The 18,308-nt window shown below is 63.6% G+C and carries 14 protein-coding genes and 1 tRNA gene; 8 read left to right on the forward strand and 7 right to left on the reverse strand.

Annotated elements, in window-relative coordinates:
- The coding region (locus GY725_06035) for a DUF4143 domain-containing protein (GenBank protein ID MCP4003738.1) at positions 1-823 on the forward strand (823 nt) is incomplete at its 5' end.
- A gap of 76 nt (positions 824-899) precedes the next feature.
- Here the strand turns inward: GY725_06035 and GY725_06040 are convergent.
- The 5 genes from GY725_06040 to GY725_06060 form a co-directional block, all read right to left on the reverse strand.
- A complete protein-coding gene (locus tag GY725_06040) occupies positions 900-1,943 on the reverse strand; it encodes a right-handed parallel beta-helix repeat-containing protein (GenBank protein MCP4003739.1) in 1,044 nt (347 codons plus the stop codon).
- Positions 1,944-1,957: 14 nt separating this feature from the next.
- Positions 1,958-3,004 (reverse strand): right-handed parallel beta-helix repeat-containing protein, encoded by a 1,047-nt coding sequence (locus GY725_06045; GenBank protein MCP4003740.1) that lies wholly within the window; start codon positions 3,002-3,004, stop codon positions 1,958-1,960.
- The gene (locus GY725_06050; GenBank protein ID MCP4003741.1) at positions 3,004-4,092 is read right to left on the reverse strand and encodes a right-handed parallel beta-helix repeat-containing protein; all 1,089 of its coding nucleotides are present in this window, start codon (positions 4,090-4,092) and stop codon (positions 3,004-3,006) included. The genes GY725_06045 and GY725_06050 overlap by 1 nt, the downstream gene beginning before the upstream one ends.
- A 196-nt stretch (positions 4,093-4,288) precedes the next feature.
- Positions 4,289-7,105, reverse strand: a complete 2,817-nt coding sequence (locus GY725_06055) for a hypothetical protein (GenBank protein MCP4003742.1) — start codon at positions 7,103-7,105, stop codon at positions 4,289-4,291.
- Positions 7,102-8,145, reverse strand: a complete 1,044-nt coding sequence (locus tag GY725_06060; protein ID MCP4003743.1) for an ATP-binding protein — start codon at positions 8,143-8,145, stop codon at positions 7,102-7,104. The genes GY725_06055 and GY725_06060 overlap by 4 nt, the downstream gene beginning before the upstream one ends.
- A 146-nt stretch (positions 8,146-8,291) precedes the next feature.
- On the opposite strand from GY725_06060, the gene GY725_06065 reads away from it, so the two are divergent.
- Positions 8,292-9,341, forward strand: a complete 1,050-nt coding sequence (locus tag GY725_06065; protein ID MCP4003744.1) for a trypsin-like peptidase domain-containing protein — start codon at positions 8,292-8,294, stop codon at positions 9,339-9,341.
- A gap of 3 nt (positions 9,342-9,344) precedes the next feature.
- Here the strand turns inward: GY725_06065 and GY725_06070 are convergent, their stop codons facing one another.
- Together GY725_06070 and GY725_06075 are read right to left on the reverse strand one after the other, a co-directional pair.
- Entirely contained in the window at positions 9,345-11,528 is a 2,184-nt protein-coding gene (locus GY725_06070; GenBank protein ID MCP4003745.1) for a hypothetical protein, read from the reverse strand.
- Positions 11,529-11,564: 36 nt separating this feature from the next.
- Positions 11,565-12,590 carry a hypothetical protein gene (locus GY725_06075; protein ID MCP4003746.1) on the reverse strand — a complete coding sequence of 342 codons (1,026 nt, stop codon included), beginning with the start codon at positions 12,588-12,590 and terminating at the stop codon, positions 11,565-11,567.
- 319 nt (positions 12,591-12,909) lie between these two features.
- Here GY725_06075 and GY725_06080 point away from each other — a divergent pair, with 319 nt between their 5' ends.
- From GY725_06080 to GY725_06105, 6 genes are all read left to right on the forward strand, one after another.
- Positions 12,910-14,451, forward strand: coding sequence for a S8/S53 family peptidase (locus GY725_06080; GenBank protein MCP4003747.1), 1,542 nt, complete (start codon positions 12,910-12,912; stop codon positions 14,449-14,451).
- Positions 14,452-14,488: 37 nt separating this feature from the next.
- Positions 14,489-16,276, forward strand: a complete 1,788-nt coding sequence (locus GY725_06085; GenBank protein ID MCP4003748.1) for a hypothetical protein — start codon at positions 14,489-14,491, stop codon at positions 16,274-16,276.
- An 81-nt stretch (positions 16,277-16,357) separates the two neighbouring features.
- On the forward strand, positions 16,358-16,663 hold the full coding sequence (locus tag GY725_06090; GenBank protein MCP4003749.1) for a hypothetical protein: 306 nt from the start codon (positions 16,358-16,360) through the stop codon (positions 16,661-16,663).
- Entirely contained in the window at positions 16,660-17,385 is a 726-nt protein-coding gene (locus GY725_06095; protein MCP4003750.1) for a hypothetical protein, read from the forward strand. The genes GY725_06090 and GY725_06095 overlap by 4 nt, the downstream gene beginning before the upstream one ends.
- Positions 17,386-17,441: 56 nt before the next feature.
- Positions 17,442-18,131: a hypothetical protein gene (locus GY725_06100; protein ID MCP4003751.1), complete on the forward strand. Its 690-nt coding sequence runs from the start codon at positions 17,442-17,444 to the stop codon at positions 18,129-18,131.
- 15 nt (positions 18,132-18,146) lie between these two features.
- Positions 18,147-18,220, forward strand: a tRNA-Ile gene (locus tag GY725_06105).
- Positions 18,221-18,308 lie beyond the last annotated feature (88 nt).

Below are 18,308 nucleotides of genomic sequence, written 5' to 3' on the forward strand. Positions count from 1 at the left end.
CGTGAGATACGAGCTGGCCGGCCTGGTTTCGGCCGAGCTGGGCGATCGGTTCGAGATCGACCGCGCGATCAATCAAGGTTGGCTACCGCGGCACTACCTGGCGGACGAACACCGGCCGCTCGTTCGATCCTACGTCAACGACTACCTGAAGGAGGAGATCGCAGCGGAGGGACTGGTACGCAGCCTCCCCGACTTCTCGGACTTCCTGCGTATCGCTGCAGTGGGCGACACAGAAGTCCTCAACTACTCCAACATCGCGCGAGAGTGTGGCGTTTCCGCACCCACCGTCAGGTCCTACTACGAGATCTTGCAGGACACGTTGTTGGGGCGCTTCCTGCCCGCACACGTCCGCCGCGCCAAGCGTCGCGTGACGCACGCTCCGAAGTTCTACTTCGCCGACGTCGGAGTGGTCAACGAACTGGCCCGCCGTGGCCGCCTCGAACAGGGCGGAGAACTGTACGGAAAGGCGCTCGAGAGCTGGGTCTTTCACGAGTTGTCCGCGTATCGTGCCTATTCGGAGGAGTGGTTCGACCTCGCCTACTGGAAGCTCAGCGGAGGGACCGAGGTGGACTTCGTCATCGGGGAGGCCGCAGTTGCGATCGAGGTCAAGGCCACGACACGGGTAGTGAGCCACCATTTGAAGGGTCTGCGTGAGATGGCAGCCGACTATCCCGGAATCCAGAAGAGGATGCTGGTGTGTCTCGAGCGCCAACCTCGCCGCACGGAGGCGGGAATCGACATTCTCCCGGTCGGGGAGTTCAGCCGCCGCCTGTGGGCGGGCGAGATCTCTGCGCCCTCCACTGAAGGACAAAGGACTCGTTAGAGTACAAACGTTGCCTCCGGATATGGCGGCCGATCCGGCCCTGGTTGCGGAGTGACGTAACCGAGCGGACCCGGAACTAGAAGCAGTGGTTGGGGCCGAGGGCGATGTTGCCCACGCCCAGGTCGTTGATACAACCGGCCACGTTGCCCACGATGGTGTTGTTCAGATAGCCGCAGTTGTCCGCGCCGAAGAACGCCAGGCCGTAGTCTCCGTTGGCGTTCAGGACGTTCTCCTGGACGAGAACGGCGTCGGCCCACAAGAACAACCCCTCGTCCCCGCTGGCCGACACGACATTGCTGCGAACGATGCAGCTCGCGCGATCCGTGAAGCTGGTGACGGCGATCCCCTGCTCGGCTGAGCCCTCGACGACGTTGTTCTCTATGATGCAGCCCTCGGCGAACACGGAGATGCCCACTCCCACCGCATCCTCGACGGTGTTGCCCACGATCTCGACCGGCCCCGACGCCTGCGTCTGGATCGAGCCGAAGGTCGAGGCTCCGGTGTTGCGCAGCTTGTTGCCGCTGATCGTCACCGCGGTGATGTCGTTGCTGGCGAAGATGGCGATGTAGCCGGTGTCCTCGATGACGTTGTCCTCGACGGTACCCACCGCGGTCTCACCCGGCGTGCCCTGGAACGCGATGGCCGTGAAGGCGACATCGCGGATCGTATTGCGGCGGGCCACGAACTGGACCACGTCATTGGCCACGATGCCCTGCGCTACGGCCTCGACGGTCGTGTCCTCGATGATGAGCAGGTCCACGAACGTCGTGACGGCGTCGCTGGCCGTGCTGCCGTTGATCGTTCCGTTGCGGATGGTGAGGCTCTTCAGTCCGCTGGCGTAGATCACGGCGCCCCCACCGGATCCCGTGACCGTGAAGCCGTTCAGGTCCAGGTCGACCGACTCTTGCCCGCTGCCGGTCAGGGTGAGGACGCTGCCCGGAGTCGTCGCGCTGATGTTCCGCGTGAGGATGTACTGGCCCGTGGGGTTGGTCAACGTGACCGGCTCGAAGATCGGGACGCGTCCCTCGACCGCGTGCATCGGCGTCACGAAGACCAGCAACAAGCAGGCCAGCAGCAGCCGGGGCGTCAGGCAGCAGAGCGTCGCGCCGGTGCGCATCATCCGCGTCATCCGCATCAGGGACACCCCGTCCCGGACAGCAGGTTGGGGCCCAGCGCGACGTTGCCCGTTCCGCTGTCCAGGATGCAGGCGAGAGCGTTGCCGACGATCGTGTTGTTCTTGTAGCCGTTGTGGTCACCGATGAACCAGATCCCGTAGCCCCCGTTGTTGTTGAAGACGTTGCCGTCCACTCTCGATCCGGCGTCCCACAGCCGCAGGCCGTCGCTGCCGTTGCCGCTGGAGACGTTGCGCGCGATCGTGCAGCTGGCCTGGACGCGGTAGACCGACTGGATCGACAGCCCCTCCTGGGTGGCACCCTCGACGACGTTGTCCGTGACGCTACATCCGTTGGCCACCAGCACGATGCCGAGCTCGACGTTCTCGACGAGGTTCTTCGTAACCTCGGCCGGCCCGACGGTTTGAACCTGGATGCCCCGGCCCGTCGAGTCGACGATGCGGTTGCCGTGAACGGTGACGCCCTTGATGTCGTTGGTCACGAACACGCCGCCCACGACCTGGGGTGACGGGGGCGGACCGATGTCGCGGATGAGGTTGTCCTCGATGGTGCCGACCGACGTCGCCGCCGGAGTTCCGGATGCAACGATGCCGAAACGAACCGGGCTTTCGATCACGTTGCGCCGGATCTGGAACTGGGTCACCTGGTTCAGCTCGACGCCGAAGTCCGGATTCTCGAACCGGATGTCCTCGATGACGACCAGCCCGACGTCCGTGACGTCCACTCCGTCCTGCGTGCCGGTCCCGGCGATGCCGCCGTCGCGGATCTGGAAGCTCTTCAGGTTGCTGACCGCGATGGTCGGCATCGAGCCCGCCCCGCTGCTGCTGACCGTGAAGCCGTTGAGATCGAGGTCGACCACCTCCTGGCCGGTGCCGACGAAGGCGAGGACCGACACGTCGAGGGCGGTCTCGAGATTCCGCGTCAGGTAGTAGCTGCCCGATACGGCGATCGTCTGCTCGGCCTCGAAGATCGGCCGCCGCCCCTCCGCGCCCCATGCCGCGAGGCACGACAGAGCCAGCAACATGACTGCTGCGAACGGTCGGAACATCACGGGCATCCCGCGGGCGATCCGGCCAGCACGTTGGCTGCCAGCGCCGTGTTGCCCGTCCCGAGGTCGAGGATGCACTGCGTCCCGTTGTCCACGACGATGTTGCCCTGGTAGCTGTTGTTGTCGGCGCCGCTGTTGAAGAAGATGCCGTAGACCGCGTTGTTGTTCATCACGTTGTTGTCGATCTGGTTGCCGTCGCCGTCGATGCGCAATCCGTAGAAGTCGTTGCTGACCATGACGTTGCCCGAGATACGGCAGTTCGTGGCCGCGCCAACTGCGAACAGCGGAGCCACGAGGATCCCGTCGTACCCGGCCTCTTCGATGATGTTGCCCGTGATCGAGCAGCTTTCAACCTGGGCATCGATACCCCAACCGAGCACCTCGGTGACGGTGTTGCGCGTGATCTCCGCCGGTCCGGTCGTGGCGACACGGATGCCGTCCGTCTCCGCTCCGTCGGCCAGTCCGGCGTTGCGCACGCGATTGCGCCGGACCGTCACGCCGTTGATCTCGGTCTGGACCAGGATGCCGGTCTCGAACGCGTTCTCGACCAGGTTGTCCTCGATCGTTCCGCTGGTGGTCGTGGCCGCGTTGCCGGAGACGTAGATGCCCGAGAGGTTCGTGTTGTCGGTCACGCAGCGCCGCACGCCGAAGCTGACGGGTTCGATCAGCGCCACACCGTAGTTGACGTCCTTGACCGAGATGTCCTCGACCTTCACCACCTTGCAGTTGATGCAGGCGAAGCCCGAGCGGGTCGAATCGCCGATCAGGGAGCCGTCGCGTACGACGAGCGAGCCCAGATTCTGGCCGATGATCACCGGGTAGTCGCCCGCGGCCGGGCTGAACGTCCCGGTCAGCGAGAAGCCGTTGAGGTCGATGTCGACGTTCTCGGAGCCGGTCCCGTCGATGAAGATCACGTTGCCTTCGGTCGTGTCGACGATGTCCCGCGTGACGACGTAGCGCCCGCTGATCGGCCCGGCCGATCCGTCGAGCGAGCCCGAGTCGAAGATCGGGATGCGTCCTTCTTCGGCGGTCGAAGGTAGCGCACTCGTCAGGAGGGCGGCGGCGATGAGGAGGAGGAGGCGTCGCATGTGGGCATCCTTATTACTAGCGCGGGAACTGCCGTCATGGATACGCCGAGATTCGCGATTGCGCAAGCTGGAAACCATGACAGACCCGGCCCACGCCGGGCAGCCTCCTCTATACACCCGTACGTGCACTTCTCCCAGCTTGCGCTGAAGCGCGGGTGAGTCCACAGGAACATCGGGCCCGGGCGATGGCCTCGGGCTAGCGCACCAGTTTCGCGAACATGTCGCTGAACGCAAGCGCCACGGTCTTCGGCATCTCGTAGCGCTGGACGAGACTGGTCACGACTCGACGAGGGATCGCCGAGTTCTTGTTGTTCAGCAGCCTCAGCCAGTCCTTGACGCCCGCGTCGGCCGAAAGGCCGGCGCTCTCGGCGAGCCGGCCCGTTCCCTTCATCGACTCGTCGTGATTCCAGCCGTTCATCACTTCGGCCATCAGTTCGCGCTCGACGGGAACCCTGTTTTGCGCCGCGTAGCGAATCACGTCTTTCATGCCGCCGGGATCGTACTCACCGACCTCGGCTCCGGCGACCACCAGCAGCCCCGGGTCCTTCGCCCAAACCTTGCGGTTCCTGGGGTCCTGCAGCAGCTCGACGACCTCGCGCCGCAACGCCTTGTTCGTCGACTCGTCCGTTCCTGTCAGTCGGTGCAACCGGAGCAACTCAAGACCGATACGAAGCTGCTCACGATGGGACCCTACACTCTTCAGTGTGCCGTATAGCACCTGGAACTCTCGAACGGCCTCGTCCCGGCGGTTCATCCTCTCGGCAATCCGCGCAGAGAGCTCCGCGAGCTCGAACACATCGGTCTCGTTGTCGAATCCGTGGTGTTCCAGCGAGGCCAGAACCATTCTCGCCTCGCGGTAGTCCTCCAGCTCGTAGAGCGCCCGTGCTCTGTAGTAGCGGAGCTTGGGATGCGTTGCGTCGGAGCGCTCGTTCAACAGCCTGATCAGGTGTTTCCACTTCCCGAATTCCGCGAACGACTCGGCCTTACGCAGGGCGAGTCGCTCCCATGCCACGATGTCCGCGGAGGTCCAGATCTTCTGGTCTTCCGGGGTATAGCCGGGAAGCGAGCTGATCTCCGTCGGGTCGAGCTTCGTCGCAAGATAGGCCTTCCCCTTTGGGGCGTATTCCGCCCAGTTCTTCTTGAGGTCGTCCTCCGCTCCGTCGATCCAGTGTCGATCCATCGTCGACGTTGCATGGCCAAGGCACAGGCGATGGAACAGCTCCTCGAGTCGGTCCACACGCGTCGTTCCTTGCTTGAAGTGCGCGACGGCGGCCCTGTCGATCTGCGCGGCTTGTTTCGGTTTGTCCCTTCTCATGTGTTGCGCTATCACGGAGCGAAGCTCGGGATGAACGATCAAGGCCTCGTCGTCGTGAGGAGCGGCTCCGACCAGCGAGGTCTCACGTTGCAGTTCACGAAACAGTATCCGCGCATCGTCGAGATCCTTCACCTTGACCTTGCAGGGCCCCGCGAGAACTTCCTTGATCAGGACAGCCGTAATGAACCGTGTCAGCAGACCGGGGTGGGCCAGCTTGCGGACGCGCTTGTCGTGGATGTGATCGATGAGGCGGTGGTAGATTCGACCCTGTAACTGGCCGTCGTCGAGCTTGAGGAAGAACAGCTTCTTCGTGGCCACGGAGCTCAGCGATTCGATGCTCTCCGATTGCACGAGATGCGCGGCCAGCTTCAGGCTCAGCGGGTTGGATCCGACTCGCATGACGATCTGCTCGACCAGGGACTGATCGACCACGTCCACTTTCTCGAGCACCGAGCCGACGAAACGCTGGGCAACCTCGACCGGAAGGTCGTGCAGCGGCATCTCCTCGACGGGGAGATTCGCCGTACGTCCGCGACCGGCGATCACGACGCGAACGGTCGGAATCCGTTCGCTGAACGCTATCATCATGCCGATCAACTCCTCGATGTACTCTGGAACGCGATGCTGGATCTCTTCGAACGTATCCAGAACGAGCAGGTAGGGGTGATCCCCCATGTCGAGGTGTTTCGTGACGACGTCGGCGAAGTCGGAAACGTACAGGTTGACATCGGTGCCGAAGGGATTGCTCTCTCCTCCGCGCTCTTCCAGTCTCGCGTGGCGGGTAAGCTCCAAGAGAAGTGACTCACACTCGGGTCGCGCCCGCGGATACTGCACCAGGAATTGATCCACCACCTCACGCAGCGTCGTGAAGGGCCGCCACCCCCTGAGGTGCGGGCGGTCGAAGTTCAAGTAGGCGAACGGGAAGCGCAGCTCCTCGGGCAGTTCCATGTGATCGAGAATGAACCTGGCGATGAGGGTCGACTTGCCGACGCCGCCGGGGCCATGGATGAGCAAGGGCGAGCGCCGGACGAACATCCCGAGCCCCTGCAGAAGCCGACGCCCCCCTTCGAGAATCGACGATGGAGGCAGAACACCGACATAGTCCCGCAGCGAGGTGAGTTCGTCGGCTCTGCCGACGAAGTCATCGGCCAGGTGATGGAACTGCGCCAGCAACTCTTCCAGCTTGATCCGTCGCTCGATGGCTGCGATCTCGGGCACATCGGACAAATCCAGATCTGTAAGCCACTTGACGACCTGCAGGACGTGGCCCAGGTTCTCCGGATCCTGCTGCTCCAGAGGGAGTGCCTCGCCGAGCAGGTAGCTCTCATAGGTTCGTTGTAGCTCGGAGTCCGTCGGGCGCGAAATGCTCTCGAGAGTTGCTCGAACCGAGTCCTCCGCGATCAGGCGACGTAACGCCTTGCGACGGTCTTGCGCGCGGAGGGTCCAGCGCGGCTGGTCCTGCTCGTCGTAGACGATGAGGCTGCCCGCCAGCGTGCGCTCGAGGGCCTCCGGGTCGGGCTCCGCTCCGCCGACGGGAGTCAGCGAGCCGGCGTCGAAGTAGACTTGCAGCGCGGCGCTCTCGACGTAGGCCCGCAACGCCCGGTCGTCTTCCGAGCCGGTCTTCGCCTCTTTCGTTCGGGCACTCTGCTCGCTGAAGAGCTGCTCCAGCGATTGTCTGTCCCATTTCTGTTTCATCATGAGAACACCACTTCGCAGGCGGACCACACCGCCTTCGCGACGTCGGCGATCGATCGATCCAACGATCCGCCGAGCTCGTTCTTCGTCCGGTTCACGAGGAACTGAAGCCCGTCCGCCGTCAGCTCGCCGCCGTGTCCCGTGTACAGGGCGGTGAAGTACTCCTCGAGCTCGGTGACCTGCACCCCCTTGGGCAGCTGGATCGGATCGGTGGGATTGAGATAGTCCGGCGCGCCTAGAACGACGATGTGGACGTTCGTGCTCTCCCTCTCCTGATTCTGCAAGATCAGCTCTCTGACGAAGTCCTTGGTGCCCTGTGCCACGTTGGTCTTGGTCAGGTGGTCGAAGATGACGATCCACGATTTCTCGTCCTCGTGCAGGTAGTCGAGGAAGAGCTCCGAGATCTTGATGCCCTGGCGCGCGTCCTGGGCGAACTCGTCGAAGGATCCCGTTTCCGATTCGGCCTGCGTGACCAGCTCGTTCATGACGCCCTCGGGGGTGACCTGGTTCGGGATCCAGCTCTCGAAATCGACGAGCCCGAGCTTGAACCCGCCGCGGTGGTCCCGGACGAACTCGATGTACTCAACCACGTAGGTCTTGCCGGTGCTGGGGGGGCCGTCGATCAGCGTGATTCGCTCGCCGTCCTCGTCCGCGCTGAGGATGGTCTCGATCCGCTGCCGGATCTCGTCACGATCGATGAACAGATCGCCGTCACCGATGAAGCAGCTTCCGAAGAAGGTCGGCGGAGGCGCGTACCAGTCGGGCCACCGCTTCGCCTCCTCGGGCGAGCCCGATCGATTCAGCAGCGTCTTGAAGACGACGTTCTTCGGCCGGATTTGCTGGGCGTGAAAGAGGAATTTCGTCTCCCAGCCATCACGGATCGCCTTCTCGGCGACCTTGAACACGATGTCCTGCTTGTCGTCGCCGATGGCGAGATTCTCGCGGCTCAGGTTGAGTCGGCTTTTCAGAAAGCGATCGAACTCGACGAGCGAGAACTCCTCGACGAGCGCCTTCTGGAACATCCTGTACTCAGCGGTGTTCATCGAACTAACCTCGGCTCCGGCAACGCTGTGGAAAGGCCGTGGTTCGGTAGAGCAACACGTATGAGGCCGCTTGGACTCGATTGAACCGTATTGTAATATTCAAGAACTTCCCGGATCAAGCCTGACTTCTTCCTGCGAGGTTGCCCATGTCAGAGTTGAGCGGTTCGCAATTCAAGCAACTTCAAGGTGCCCTGGTCCATGCATTCTCGATCTCCGAGCTCAAGCGCTTTGTCCGTTTCGAGCTCGACGAGACGCTCGAGAACATCGCCGTCGGCAACCGCGAGCAGATCGCCTTCGAGCTCGTCAACTGGGCCGACCGCGAGGGGAAGCTTCAGGCGCTCATCAATGCGCTCCCGTCGGCAAGACGGAACAACCCGAAGGTGCGTGCCTTCCTCGCGCGCTTCGACGCGTCGCCCCAGAAGGACGTCAGCCATCAAGAGCTGCAGAAGATGGTCTCGCCGTACGACATCCAACCGTCGCGCAAGTGGCGCAACACGATGGAGGCGCACGAGCGGAGGGTCTGCCGCATCGAGATCGACGGAGAACCCCGCGGTACGGGCTTCCTCGTCGCTTCGGACATCATCATGACCTGCCAGCACGTCGTCGCCGTCGTCGAAACCGGCACCGTCAAGCCTGCCAAGGTCGTCTGCCGCTTCGACTACAGGCTCCAGGTCGACGAGCCGGTCCCGGAGAGTGGGAGGACATCGATCCTCGGCGACGGGTGGCTGATCGAATCGAGTCCTCCGGACCCCATCGACGAGAAGCCCCTGCCCAAGGAGTACGAACCCGATACCGCCCACCTCGACTACGCGCTGCTGCGCCTCGCAGACAGGGTGGGTGACGACGCGCTGGGCACCGGGGCCCGCGGGTTCGTCCCCCTGTCTGCGGAGGTCCCCGAGCTCGAGATCGACGGTGCCGTCGGAATCCTTCAGCACCCGAAGGGAAGCACGCTCGGTTACGCCCACTCTTCCCCCTCGATCACGGAGGTCAACGAGGAGGAGACTCGCGTGCGCCACAGGACGAACACGAAGTCCGGATCCTCCGGATCGCCGTGCTTCGACTTCGACTGGAACCTGATCGCGCTGCACCACAGCGGCGACCCGGAAACGATCAAGCCCAGCTTCAACGAGGGGATCCCGATCAAGACGATTCGGGACAACCTCGCGCCGCAAGGCAAACAGGCACTCAACTGGTAGCTCCTACAGCAGGATCTCCTCGACGCTCGTCACGACACGCTGGCCGCCCCCGACGCCTTCCGTTGTCGAGGCTAACGGGTCGTTGTTCTTCAGGTGATGGAACGACAGGCCGGTCAACTCCTCGATCTCCGTGATCGGCACCTGGAACGTCTTGAACGACCCGAACGCGAACTCGACCGAGTCCAGGAAGCCGTTGATCGCCTGCTCTTGCGAGATGCGGTACGCCGTTGCGGACAGCTCGCCGTCGGTCTTGACCATCGCCGCGACCTTCCAGAATTCCAGCGGGATGATCACTTCGGTGCCGCTGGGGACGACGAGGATCGGGTCGTCGTCGCGGAAGATCGGACCCGTGAACACCGTCGCCTTGAAGTTGTGGTTGTTGGTGTTGTTCAGGATGTAGTTCTCGACGCCGCCCCACGTACCCCTGTTGCGATTGAACGCGTCGTGCTGTGGGCTGCAGTTGGTCCAGTGGAAGGTGTCGTCGTGAGCCTTCTTGGCCTCGGCGAAGTTCTTCCCCCACACCGGGTCGAGGCGCCGCACGAGATGCCCGCGGTCGAGCCGGTTCCACTTTCCCTTGTAGGCGTCGTTCTCGTACTGCAGATCATCCGGGACACGCGGATCGAGGAACCACTTGTCGCTGAACGTGTCGCGATCGATGTGCTTCTCTCGCCTGCCGTCGATGTTGGCGGCCGTGTAGTAGGCCTGCCGTCGTTCGCGGCTCATCACGAGGCTGAAGTGGTGGTACTTCATCACGTGACGCTGAAAGCTGGCGCCCGAGTCGAACACCGCATCGGCATATTGCTCCTGGCTCAGCCACGGCAACGGAATCTCGAAGTTGTTTCCGAGAAAGTCCGGCTTGTACCCGGGCCGTTTGCGATACTCGGGGTCCGGATCGATCGAGGTCGTGGTCTCGAGCGGCGCCTCGGCCAAGTCGGGCGCCTTGGCCGCGCCCGCGATGCCGGCTACCGTTTCCGCCGTCACCGACCGGTCGCCGATCGACACCGTGATCGTGACCGGGATGGTGACCGAGAGGGTGTTGTCCCCCTCAGCGCGCACGGTCGCGCCCGGGGCGGCGCCCGGTCGTGTCGCCGCGATCGGGCCGATGTCCTCCAGCTTGTAGCGTCGAGCTTTCTCGCTGTCCGCCTTGTGCCACAGCGAGTCCCACTCGTTCGTCGCGGCGGCCGTTCCTGTAAAGTTGACGCCCGCGTCGACGACGCGCGGGTCGCTCGCCAGCTCGGCCGTGGGGACCGCGAAGTTGGCGTCCATGTAGATGCCGGCGAAGTGCAAAGCCAGGATGTCCCCGCTGGATACGTGCTGGATCGCCGAGCCCGAATTCCCGCCCAGCGTCGAGCAGTCGTGCGTCATCGCCTCGACGACGTTGCCGAAGCTCTTGATCCGTCGTCGCTGCTTCACCTTTCCCGGCTGCAGGCGCTTGACGTTGTAGGTGCTGTCGAAGATGTCGTCCTGCAGATCCTCGTTGTTGCGGTAGTCCTTGGCCGGATAGCCGATGACGACGACGTCGTCGTCGACGAGGCTTTCCGGCGCTGTCACGCTGAGTGACAGCGGCGGGTGGTCTCCGTCCAGGCCCGTCACGCGCAGCAGCGCCATGTCCCAGAACGGGTGGATCAGCAGGATCTTCTCGATCTCGAACGGCGTGCCGTTGGTCGAGCCGCGCTCGTGCCGGAAGTTGATGTTGCTCGAGTCACCACCCGTCGTGAAGCGCAGGCCGCCGACGCCCACGCCGTTGCCGAAGACGTTGGCCACGTGACGGTTCGTCATCAGCAGGCCCCGTCCGACGACGAAGCCCGTGCCCGCATACGGCAGGCTCGGCATCCCCGGTGTATTGATGCGGCCGACCGACGGGATCACCGCGTCGATCTTCTTCTTCGTCGCGGAGGAGTGGAGGTGCTTCCACGGCGCGGGCGGCTTGGAGAACGTGTTGTCGATCACGTCGATCGCCGGTCGGCCCGTGGGGACGACGATCGCCTCCAACGCGACCATCTGCGTCTGGGACAACTCGTCATCTGCCTCCACCGCCTCGACCGCCGTGTGGGCAGCCTCCAGCCGTGGATCCTCGGCGCCCTCCAGGGCGCTCGGCTTGGGCAGCAGCTCAGCCAGTCCCTTCGACGGAGCGATTTGGCGGGCGAATTCCTTGAGTCGTCTCGCCTTGAACGTCTCGTGTTTCATGCAGTTCACCTGGTTCCCAAGCTATTGGGCAAGCGGTCAACGTAGCGATCCCAGCATTTCGAACTTCGTCTCCCGCAGCACCAAGCGCAGGACCGCGTAAGTCATTTCGCCGAAGGGGTCCTCGTAGTTGCCCGCGACGAGATCTTGCGGGGTGACATCCTTCGGGACGAGCTTGCCGTAGCTCGGGTAGTAGATCGGGTCGTACTCGTGCACCGTCTTGAAGTCGCGCCCGCGCGCGATCAGGCAGAAGCCCTGCCGAAGACTGCCCAGCCGGACGCTGGACAGGCCACCGGTGTAGTCGGACTTGGCCCTCTTCGACAGTGCCAGGGTCATCGGGTGGCTCTTGAACAGCACCTCCGGTTCGCTCTTGTGGAGGCGGCCCAGTAGCTCGTCCACGAACGAAACGGCCTGGGTCGTTATCCCCGGGAACCCGATCGCCGAGGTCAGGGCCGTTCCGGTTCCGCTGGTCAAAAAGCTGAACACCTTCTTCCACCACGGCGGCTCGCGGTGCTTGATCACCTCGAAGCTGATCTGGCTCAACCCACCGGGAATCTCGATCGGTCGATGTGCGAACGCCTCCGAGAAATCGGACCCCATCTCTTTCGGCGGAGCCTTCTTCTTGTGCGCTTCGTATAGCTCCATCCCGGCGGCGATCGACCAGAACACCGTGTCCAACGAAGAGTTGGAGTCCTTGTCCTTGCCGAAATCGAGCCTCAGCGTGGCCCGCGTGTCCTCCTTCAGGTTGTGACCGGTGCCGAGATGGAACGAGGCCAGCTGAAGCCTGGCGTTGACGTCGGGATTGTCATCGTTGCCGTCCAGGGCGGGTTCGACACTGGACGTCTCGATGATCCTCTTGCCCGAGTCCTGGTCGTTGAACTGAAAGACGATGAACTGATCTTCCAGGTCCTCCGTGAGGAGTCTCGCCGGGCGTTCCGTCATGCCCTCCAGCGGTGACTCCTCCGTGGGCGTGCCTCGAAGGCCGGCCTCGAGCAGTTCGATCAAGGTTCCGGAATCGAGGGGGTCGTCGCGGTGCGTGCCGAACAACGGTTTCAGGTCTTCCATGAGCCACTCCTGAGATTGGGGAGGATGAACGAGCGCGGGCACGTCGTGCTCGGACGCGAAGCCGGTCCGGTCGTGTCACCAACCATGTGAACTCCGTGCCAGCGTCTGCAACGCGAAACGGACAACTGAGTCGATTCTAGCTCAGCAACGTTCCGCGCTAACCGCCAAAAAGAGAGTGTTCCGTATCTGCAACACTCAAACTAACGAATCTTATTGTCGCGGCTTCGTGGTGCGGAACCGCGCTCATCAGCACCGCCTGCGCGTTATCATCGGGATGTCGATCGTGCGCCGCCATGCGACGCGTGAAGAGGAGGTGTTCATGAGCACGGTAGTCCAACGTCGTTACGTGCTGGAGTCCGCCGAACTGGGTCCGCTCGAGAGCGTCGGCAGCGCAATCGAGAAGGAAGCCGTCGTTGCGGATGAAGCGCACCCATGGGACCGGGCGCACTCGCTGCTGCAGGAAGCTCCTGCCTTCGGCCTCGAGAGTCTGCCGGGCGACGCGTACGTCGAGCCCGACATCGTCCAGGTGTTTCCGACCCCCGACGCCAGCGCTCTGGAGGGTGTCTCCTCTCGCTCGGCGAGCGGGCTCCATACCTTCTGGCCGCCACTGGACGAAGAGTACCGGTTCGGCTGGCACCTGGAGGAGAGCTACAGCGGGCTGCGTGCCGCGCGCGAACACGTCGGCGAGCCGCCCGACGACGGGCGCGTGCGTATCGGCATCCTCGACACGGGATTCGACCCCGAGCACGTGACCTGCCCCAGGTTCGTCAACCGCGATCGCGCGCGCAACCTGACCGACTCGGGACAGGAGAACGATGCCGTCGATCGCGTCGAGAAGGGTTTCCTGCACGCTCCGGGCCACGGCACGGCGACCATTGGCCTGCTGGCCGGTGCGCGCGTGTCGCACGCCGACCTTCCTGGAGGAGAAGACTGGCTCGGGGGTGCACCCTGGGCCGACGTCGTGCCGATCCGCATCGCCGACTCCGTCGTGCACTTCAGCTCGGATGCGATGGCGAAGGGCATCGAGTACGCCACGTCGATCGGCTGTCACGTCGTGTCGATCAGCATGGGCGGCGTGCCCAATCGCCGTTGGGTCAAGGCCGTGAACCGGGCGTACGAGGCGGGCGTGACCATCGTTGCGGCCGCCGGCAATCGCTACGGACCCTCGCCCCCGCCGAGCCAGGTCTACCCGGCGCGGTTTCATCGCGTCATTGCGGCCTGTGGCGCCACACACGCGCGCGATCCGTACTTCCGGTCCGGCGTGCACCTGAACATGCAGGGTTGTTTCGGACCGCCCAAGCGGATGACGAGCGCGATCGCGGCGTTCACGCCGAACGTACCGTGGGCCGTACGCGGAGGACGCGACCGGATCGAGTTCGACGGGGGCGGAACCTCGGCGGCCACGCCGCAAATTGCTGCTGCGGCCGCGCTGTGGATCCAGCAGCACGCCATGGACAGGCCCGCCGACTGGCGCCGCGTCGAGGCCGTGCGCAACGCGCTGTTCGGCGCGGCCGATCGCGACGTGGCGGACGTCGACAAGTACTTCGGCGCCGGCCTGCTTCGGGCGCGCAAGGCTCTCGACGTCGGGTGGACGGAAGACGTCGACGCTTCGCCGAAGGCACGGGTCCGCTTCCCCTGGTTCCGGGTCGTGACGGGGCTCGAGAGCGTGGGCTCGGACGCCATGCTCGAGACCGAGGCTCTGCAGCTCTACCTGCAATCCACCGAGCTACAGGAACTGACCGGTGGCGCGGACCCGGACGACGATCTCGATGAGGCGACGATCCGCAAGCTGGCGACCGCAATGCGCCACAACGGCCAGGTTTCGCGAACGCTCAGCCGACACCTGGAGAGGGTCGAGTAGGTCTGTGGTGCAGCTTACCATTCGAGGAAGGACAAAGATGAAGGCCCGGAAGACCTCGTTGATCGTGCCGCTGATCCTCTGCTGCGGCGTCATCGGCACCCTCGCGGGGGAACCAGCCGGCGGCCCGTCGAAACCGACGGCGGCGGTCGACTTCTCGAAAGGGGGATTCAGCCAAGCGCTTCCGTTCGATACGCCGTTCTCGATCACCGGAGCGGCAGCGGACGACCTCAAGAGCGTCGTTGCGTACTACTGCGATGTATCCGAGCTGAGCGAAGCCGAGTTGGCGAGCCATCCGATCAAGTTCGACGAGGACATCGACAACGATAAAGAGATCGACCCGGTCGCGTGTCCGCGGAAGAAGGACACGAAGTTCGAATACGTCAAGGCACACGAGACGACTCGGTGGTCCGCCGGCCCGTTGGCCGGGAAGAAGAACTTTGTTCTGAGCGTGGGACAGTCGTTCGACGCGAACCGTGACTTCTGGTTCCAGTTCCGGGCAGTCCAGGCGCCATCGGACGCCGCCCTCGGGAAGCTCCGCACTCGAGTCTCGCAGCAACTGGACCAGGCGCTCAGAGAGCGCGAAGAGGTCCTCGAGATCGCGGCGATGACGCCCGCGGTCTACTCTGCGCTACAGAACGCGATAAGAAGCTCGATAGACAAGCTCTCGACGCCGACTCGCCCGGTCGTATACCGGGGCACGGGTCTCTTCGCTCCGAGTCCGAGTGACGACACAGTGTGGAACACCCGGTTCGTGGCTTTGCTGGAGACTCACCCCCAACGCAGAGTTCGTCAGCAGCATTCCAAGAACTCGCAGAAACGGGCAGCGCACTCGGTCAAGACGCTCGTTGAGAATCTGGATCTTGCGACGCTGGCCGGCGAGCTGTTCGCTGCCCAGACGTCCCAGGACGACGCAACGAAGCTGGCGGCCACCAAGCTGCTGGGCAGCAAGAACGAGGCTCTGCTGCAGACCATGGTGAGTCTGTCCGATCCCTTCGCGGTAGCCGATGGGGACAAACGGATCGTCCCCGACGCGCAGGCGGTGGACCCGGCGATTGCGATTCCGGACCTGTGGAAACCCGTCGACCTGGATGCGAGGTTGGCCAACCTTCGGATCAACGTGGCGGTGATGGACGAGTTCGCCCAGTTTCTGCGGCAGGTCGAGCTCGCTCCCCTACCCAAGGCTTCACTGACGATCGCATCGAACCAGCAACTCACACTACGTCGACAGGCTCTGGAGGCAACCGAGAGGCTCTCGGAGACGTTCCACGCAATGCGGCAACTGCGCGGCGTGCTCGAGAGACGCGAGACGATCATCGGTGAGACGGCCCAGCTGGTATCCACCGAAACGCGATCCTACGTGGGCATTCAGGGGTCGACACAGGGCAATCTCTACACCCGCGCAAGAAGCCATATCAGCGTGGATCTGGGATTCGTGTACGCGCACGAAATCGAGGAGATTCTCCCCTACGTCGGAACGAACTTCTACTGCCGGCCCGTGAACCGACAAGTACCCCTGAAGGAGAAGGGAGGATTCCTGCGACGCTTTTCGTTTCAGGTGGGGATCACCGTCAATTCTCTGGAAGAAAAGAACAGCTCCGACAAAGTCGTTCGCGACGATCTCTTCGGAAGCAGCTCGGTCGTCCTCGGTGCCGGACTTCGCATCAACGACTATACGCGCCTATCCATCGGAACCCTGTGGTTCAAAGAGCGCACGGATCCGTTCGACACGAGTCTGGATATCACGGCCGATGCGTTCTTTGCAGTGTCCTTCGACTGGAACATCAAGGGGCTGCTCGGCAAGATCGGCAGCACATTCGGGAACTGAAACATGCCCTACGTACAGGTTGTGAACTCACTGCGTTGTTACCCGAACCGAGGCCGGTTACCGGCGGACGTCAGCGCGAACATGACCCTGAAGGCCTTTGGCGGCCCGATGGACGTTGTCATCGAGTACGAGATCGTGTGCTCGGAGGAGGTCTACTGTCGCGTCGCCGCCGACATAGACGGCGTCCCGGCGGGGGCGTGGGAGGTCGGTCCCGTTCGGATCACCACGGCGGGTGACCGTGTTCGTGAGCGATTTCGTATCGAGAAGGTCGGACCGGGGGCGGTCGCGGGCATCATCGAGGTCCACGCTGTGATTCGCGACGCCGGCGACCGCAGTCCCCTTGACAGTTCTGTTGCAATGTTCGAGATCGTCGAAGGCACGTCATGAGAGCGCTGTTCTTGGTTGTGTTGGCGTCTGTCGTGTTCCTTTGCGCGTGCACCGAAGGAGACGACGTATTCGATCAGCCCACGCGAGTCGTAACGGCCTCCTCCGAGACGGATACCATTCCGGCCGACGGAGTCTCGATCGTGGATCTCGAGATTCAGGTGGAGGGTCCCGTCCAGGCGAGCGACAAAGTGACCGTCACCACCACGGACGGTACGCTGCTGGCGCCCGGAGCGAGTGGCAAGTCCATTACCGTGGAGTTGAATGACGGGGGGGCGGGGGCTGCTCAATTGAGGAGCTCGACGACGGTCGGCGATGCGCTGCTCGCGGCGAGTCTGGGTGATGGTACGGCCGAGTTGACGATCGCTTTCAGCGTGGCCACACCGTCGACGATCGCCGTCGACCCAGGAGCGTTCCAGCTTGTAGCAGGATTCGATTCGAGTACCAAGGTGACCGCACGTCTCTCGCGTGAGCCGGGTCAAGGCAGCCCTTCCGCCGGACTGATCCTGGAGTACTCGGCGCGAGATGACCTCGGTTCGCCAATCGGTGTCTTCCGTGATGTGAGGCCCAGCGACAACAACGGGGAGTCTTCCGCGATGTTCTCCGCGGGCGACGCCGCGTTTCGTGGGAGCGCCGAGATCGTCGTCCGGTATGCGGACCCCGGAGGCGGGGTCGTGGAGGGTGTCGCGCAGCTCGAGATCGTGGACCCACCCGATCCATCGTAATGCTGAATCAAACAGAGCCGATTCTCGAGGGTCAGTCGACCGTCTAGAATGAAGCCATGCTGCGGTCGATCGCTCTCCGGGTCTCGCTAGTCGTCGTCGTCCTGTGCGCGACGAGTCTCCTCGGCTGCACGCACACGATCACGCACGGCGTGCACTTCGGCCCCGATGATCTCGAGAACCCGCCGCCGCCGGCGCTGCAGATCCACTCCGACGTCATCTCGCAGCGCCGCTGTCGCCCGCAGGCGCTGAAGAGCATCCGCATCGTCCACGTGACGAAGATGAAGAGCGACGAGCTGGCGGCCTTTCGTTCCAGTAACACCAGCGCTGGCAAGACCACCGAGACGCAGGGCGCCGCGCCGATGGAGGGTGCGCCGGGGCCCGCGCCGTCGGCCCTGGTGCAGGCCCAGGTCGAGTCGATCGCGGCGGCGCTTTCCGAGCGGGGCCTCGTCGTCGCGCCGGACGGCAAGCTGCGGCTGGAGCTGGAGTTCGGATCGGTTGCGATGGACGTCTCGGGCCACGTCGACGACCCCGAGATCCGGACCCTGTACATGCACTTCTACCAGCTTGCGCTGATGCGCGGGAAGGATCGGCCGGTGTGGCTGGCCACGGCGATCTCCAACCAGATGTTGAGCGAGTCTCCGGCCGCGGAGGGTGAAGCTGTGCTGGGGTTGCTGGAGCGGATGCGGGAGGAGCTGTTGGGGCGGTTTTGCCGGAGTGAGCATCTGGAGGTCAGGCTTGAGGGCTAGAATGGGTTTTTGGGCGGGCCCATAGCTCAGTTGGTTAGAGCGGCGGACTCATAATCCGCTGGTCCCAGGTTCGAGTCCTGGTGGGCCCATTTCTTCATGTCAACCTCCTTGGTTGACTAGACTTACGCGGAGGACTCGAATCGTGCAACCTGTCCGCCACTCTTCTCCTGTTGATTC

It is taken from the genome of bacterium (assembly GCA_024226335.1).
Taxonomy (GTDB): domain Bacteria; phylum Myxococcota_A; class UBA9160; order SZUA-336; family SZUA-336; genus JAAELY01.

Bases quoted from the DNA above. Each gene is read 5' to 3' on its own strand.
- GY725_06060 (MCP4003743.1), bottom strand. From the start codon at position 8,145: ATGAACACCGCTGAGTACAGGATGTTCCAGAAGGCGCTCGTCGAGGAG.
- GY725_06095 (MCP4003750.1), top strand. From the start codon at position 16,660: ATGAGAGCGCTGTTCTTGGTTGTGTTGGCGTCTGTCGTGTTCCTTTGC.
- GY725_06070 (MCP4003745.1), bottom strand. From the start codon at position 11,528: ATGAAACACGAGACGTTCAAGGCGAGACGACTCAAGGAATTCGCCCGC.
- GY725_06080 (MCP4003747.1), top strand. From the start codon at position 12,910: ATGAGCACGGTAGTCCAACGTCGTTACGTGCTGGAGTCCGCCGAACTG.
- GY725_06050 (MCP4003741.1), bottom strand. From the start codon at position 4,092: ATGCGACGCCTCCTCCTCCTCATCGCCGCCGCCCTCCTGACGAGTGCG.
- GY725_06090 (MCP4003749.1), top strand. From the start codon at position 16,358: ATGACCCTGAAGGCCTTTGGCGGCCCGATGGACGTTGTCATCGAGTAC.
- GY725_06075 (MCP4003746.1), bottom strand. From the start codon at position 12,590: ATGGAAGACCTGAAACCGTTGTTCGGCACGCACCGCGACGACCCCCTC.
- GY725_06040 (MCP4003739.1), bottom strand. From the start codon at position 1,943: ATGATGCGCACCGGCGCGACGCTCTGCTGCCTGACGCCCCGGCTGCTG.
- GY725_06045 (MCP4003740.1), bottom strand. From the start codon at position 3,004: ATGTTCCGACCGTTCGCAGCAGTCATGTTGCTGGCTCTGTCGTGCCTC.
- GY725_06065 (MCP4003744.1), top strand. From the start codon at position 8,292: ATGTCAGAGTTGAGCGGTTCGCAATTCAAGCAACTTCAAGGTGCCCTG.
- GY725_06055 (MCP4003742.1), bottom strand. From the start codon at position 7,105: ATGATGAAACAGAAATGGGACAGACAATCGCTGGAGCAGCTCTTCAGC.
- GY725_06085 (MCP4003748.1), top strand. From the start codon at position 14,489: ATGAAGGCCCGGAAGACCTCGTTGATCGTGCCGCTGATCCTCTGCTGC.
- GY725_06100 (MCP4003751.1), top strand. From the start codon at position 17,442: ATGCTGCGGTCGATCGCTCTCCGGGTCTCGCTAGTCGTCGTCGTCCTG.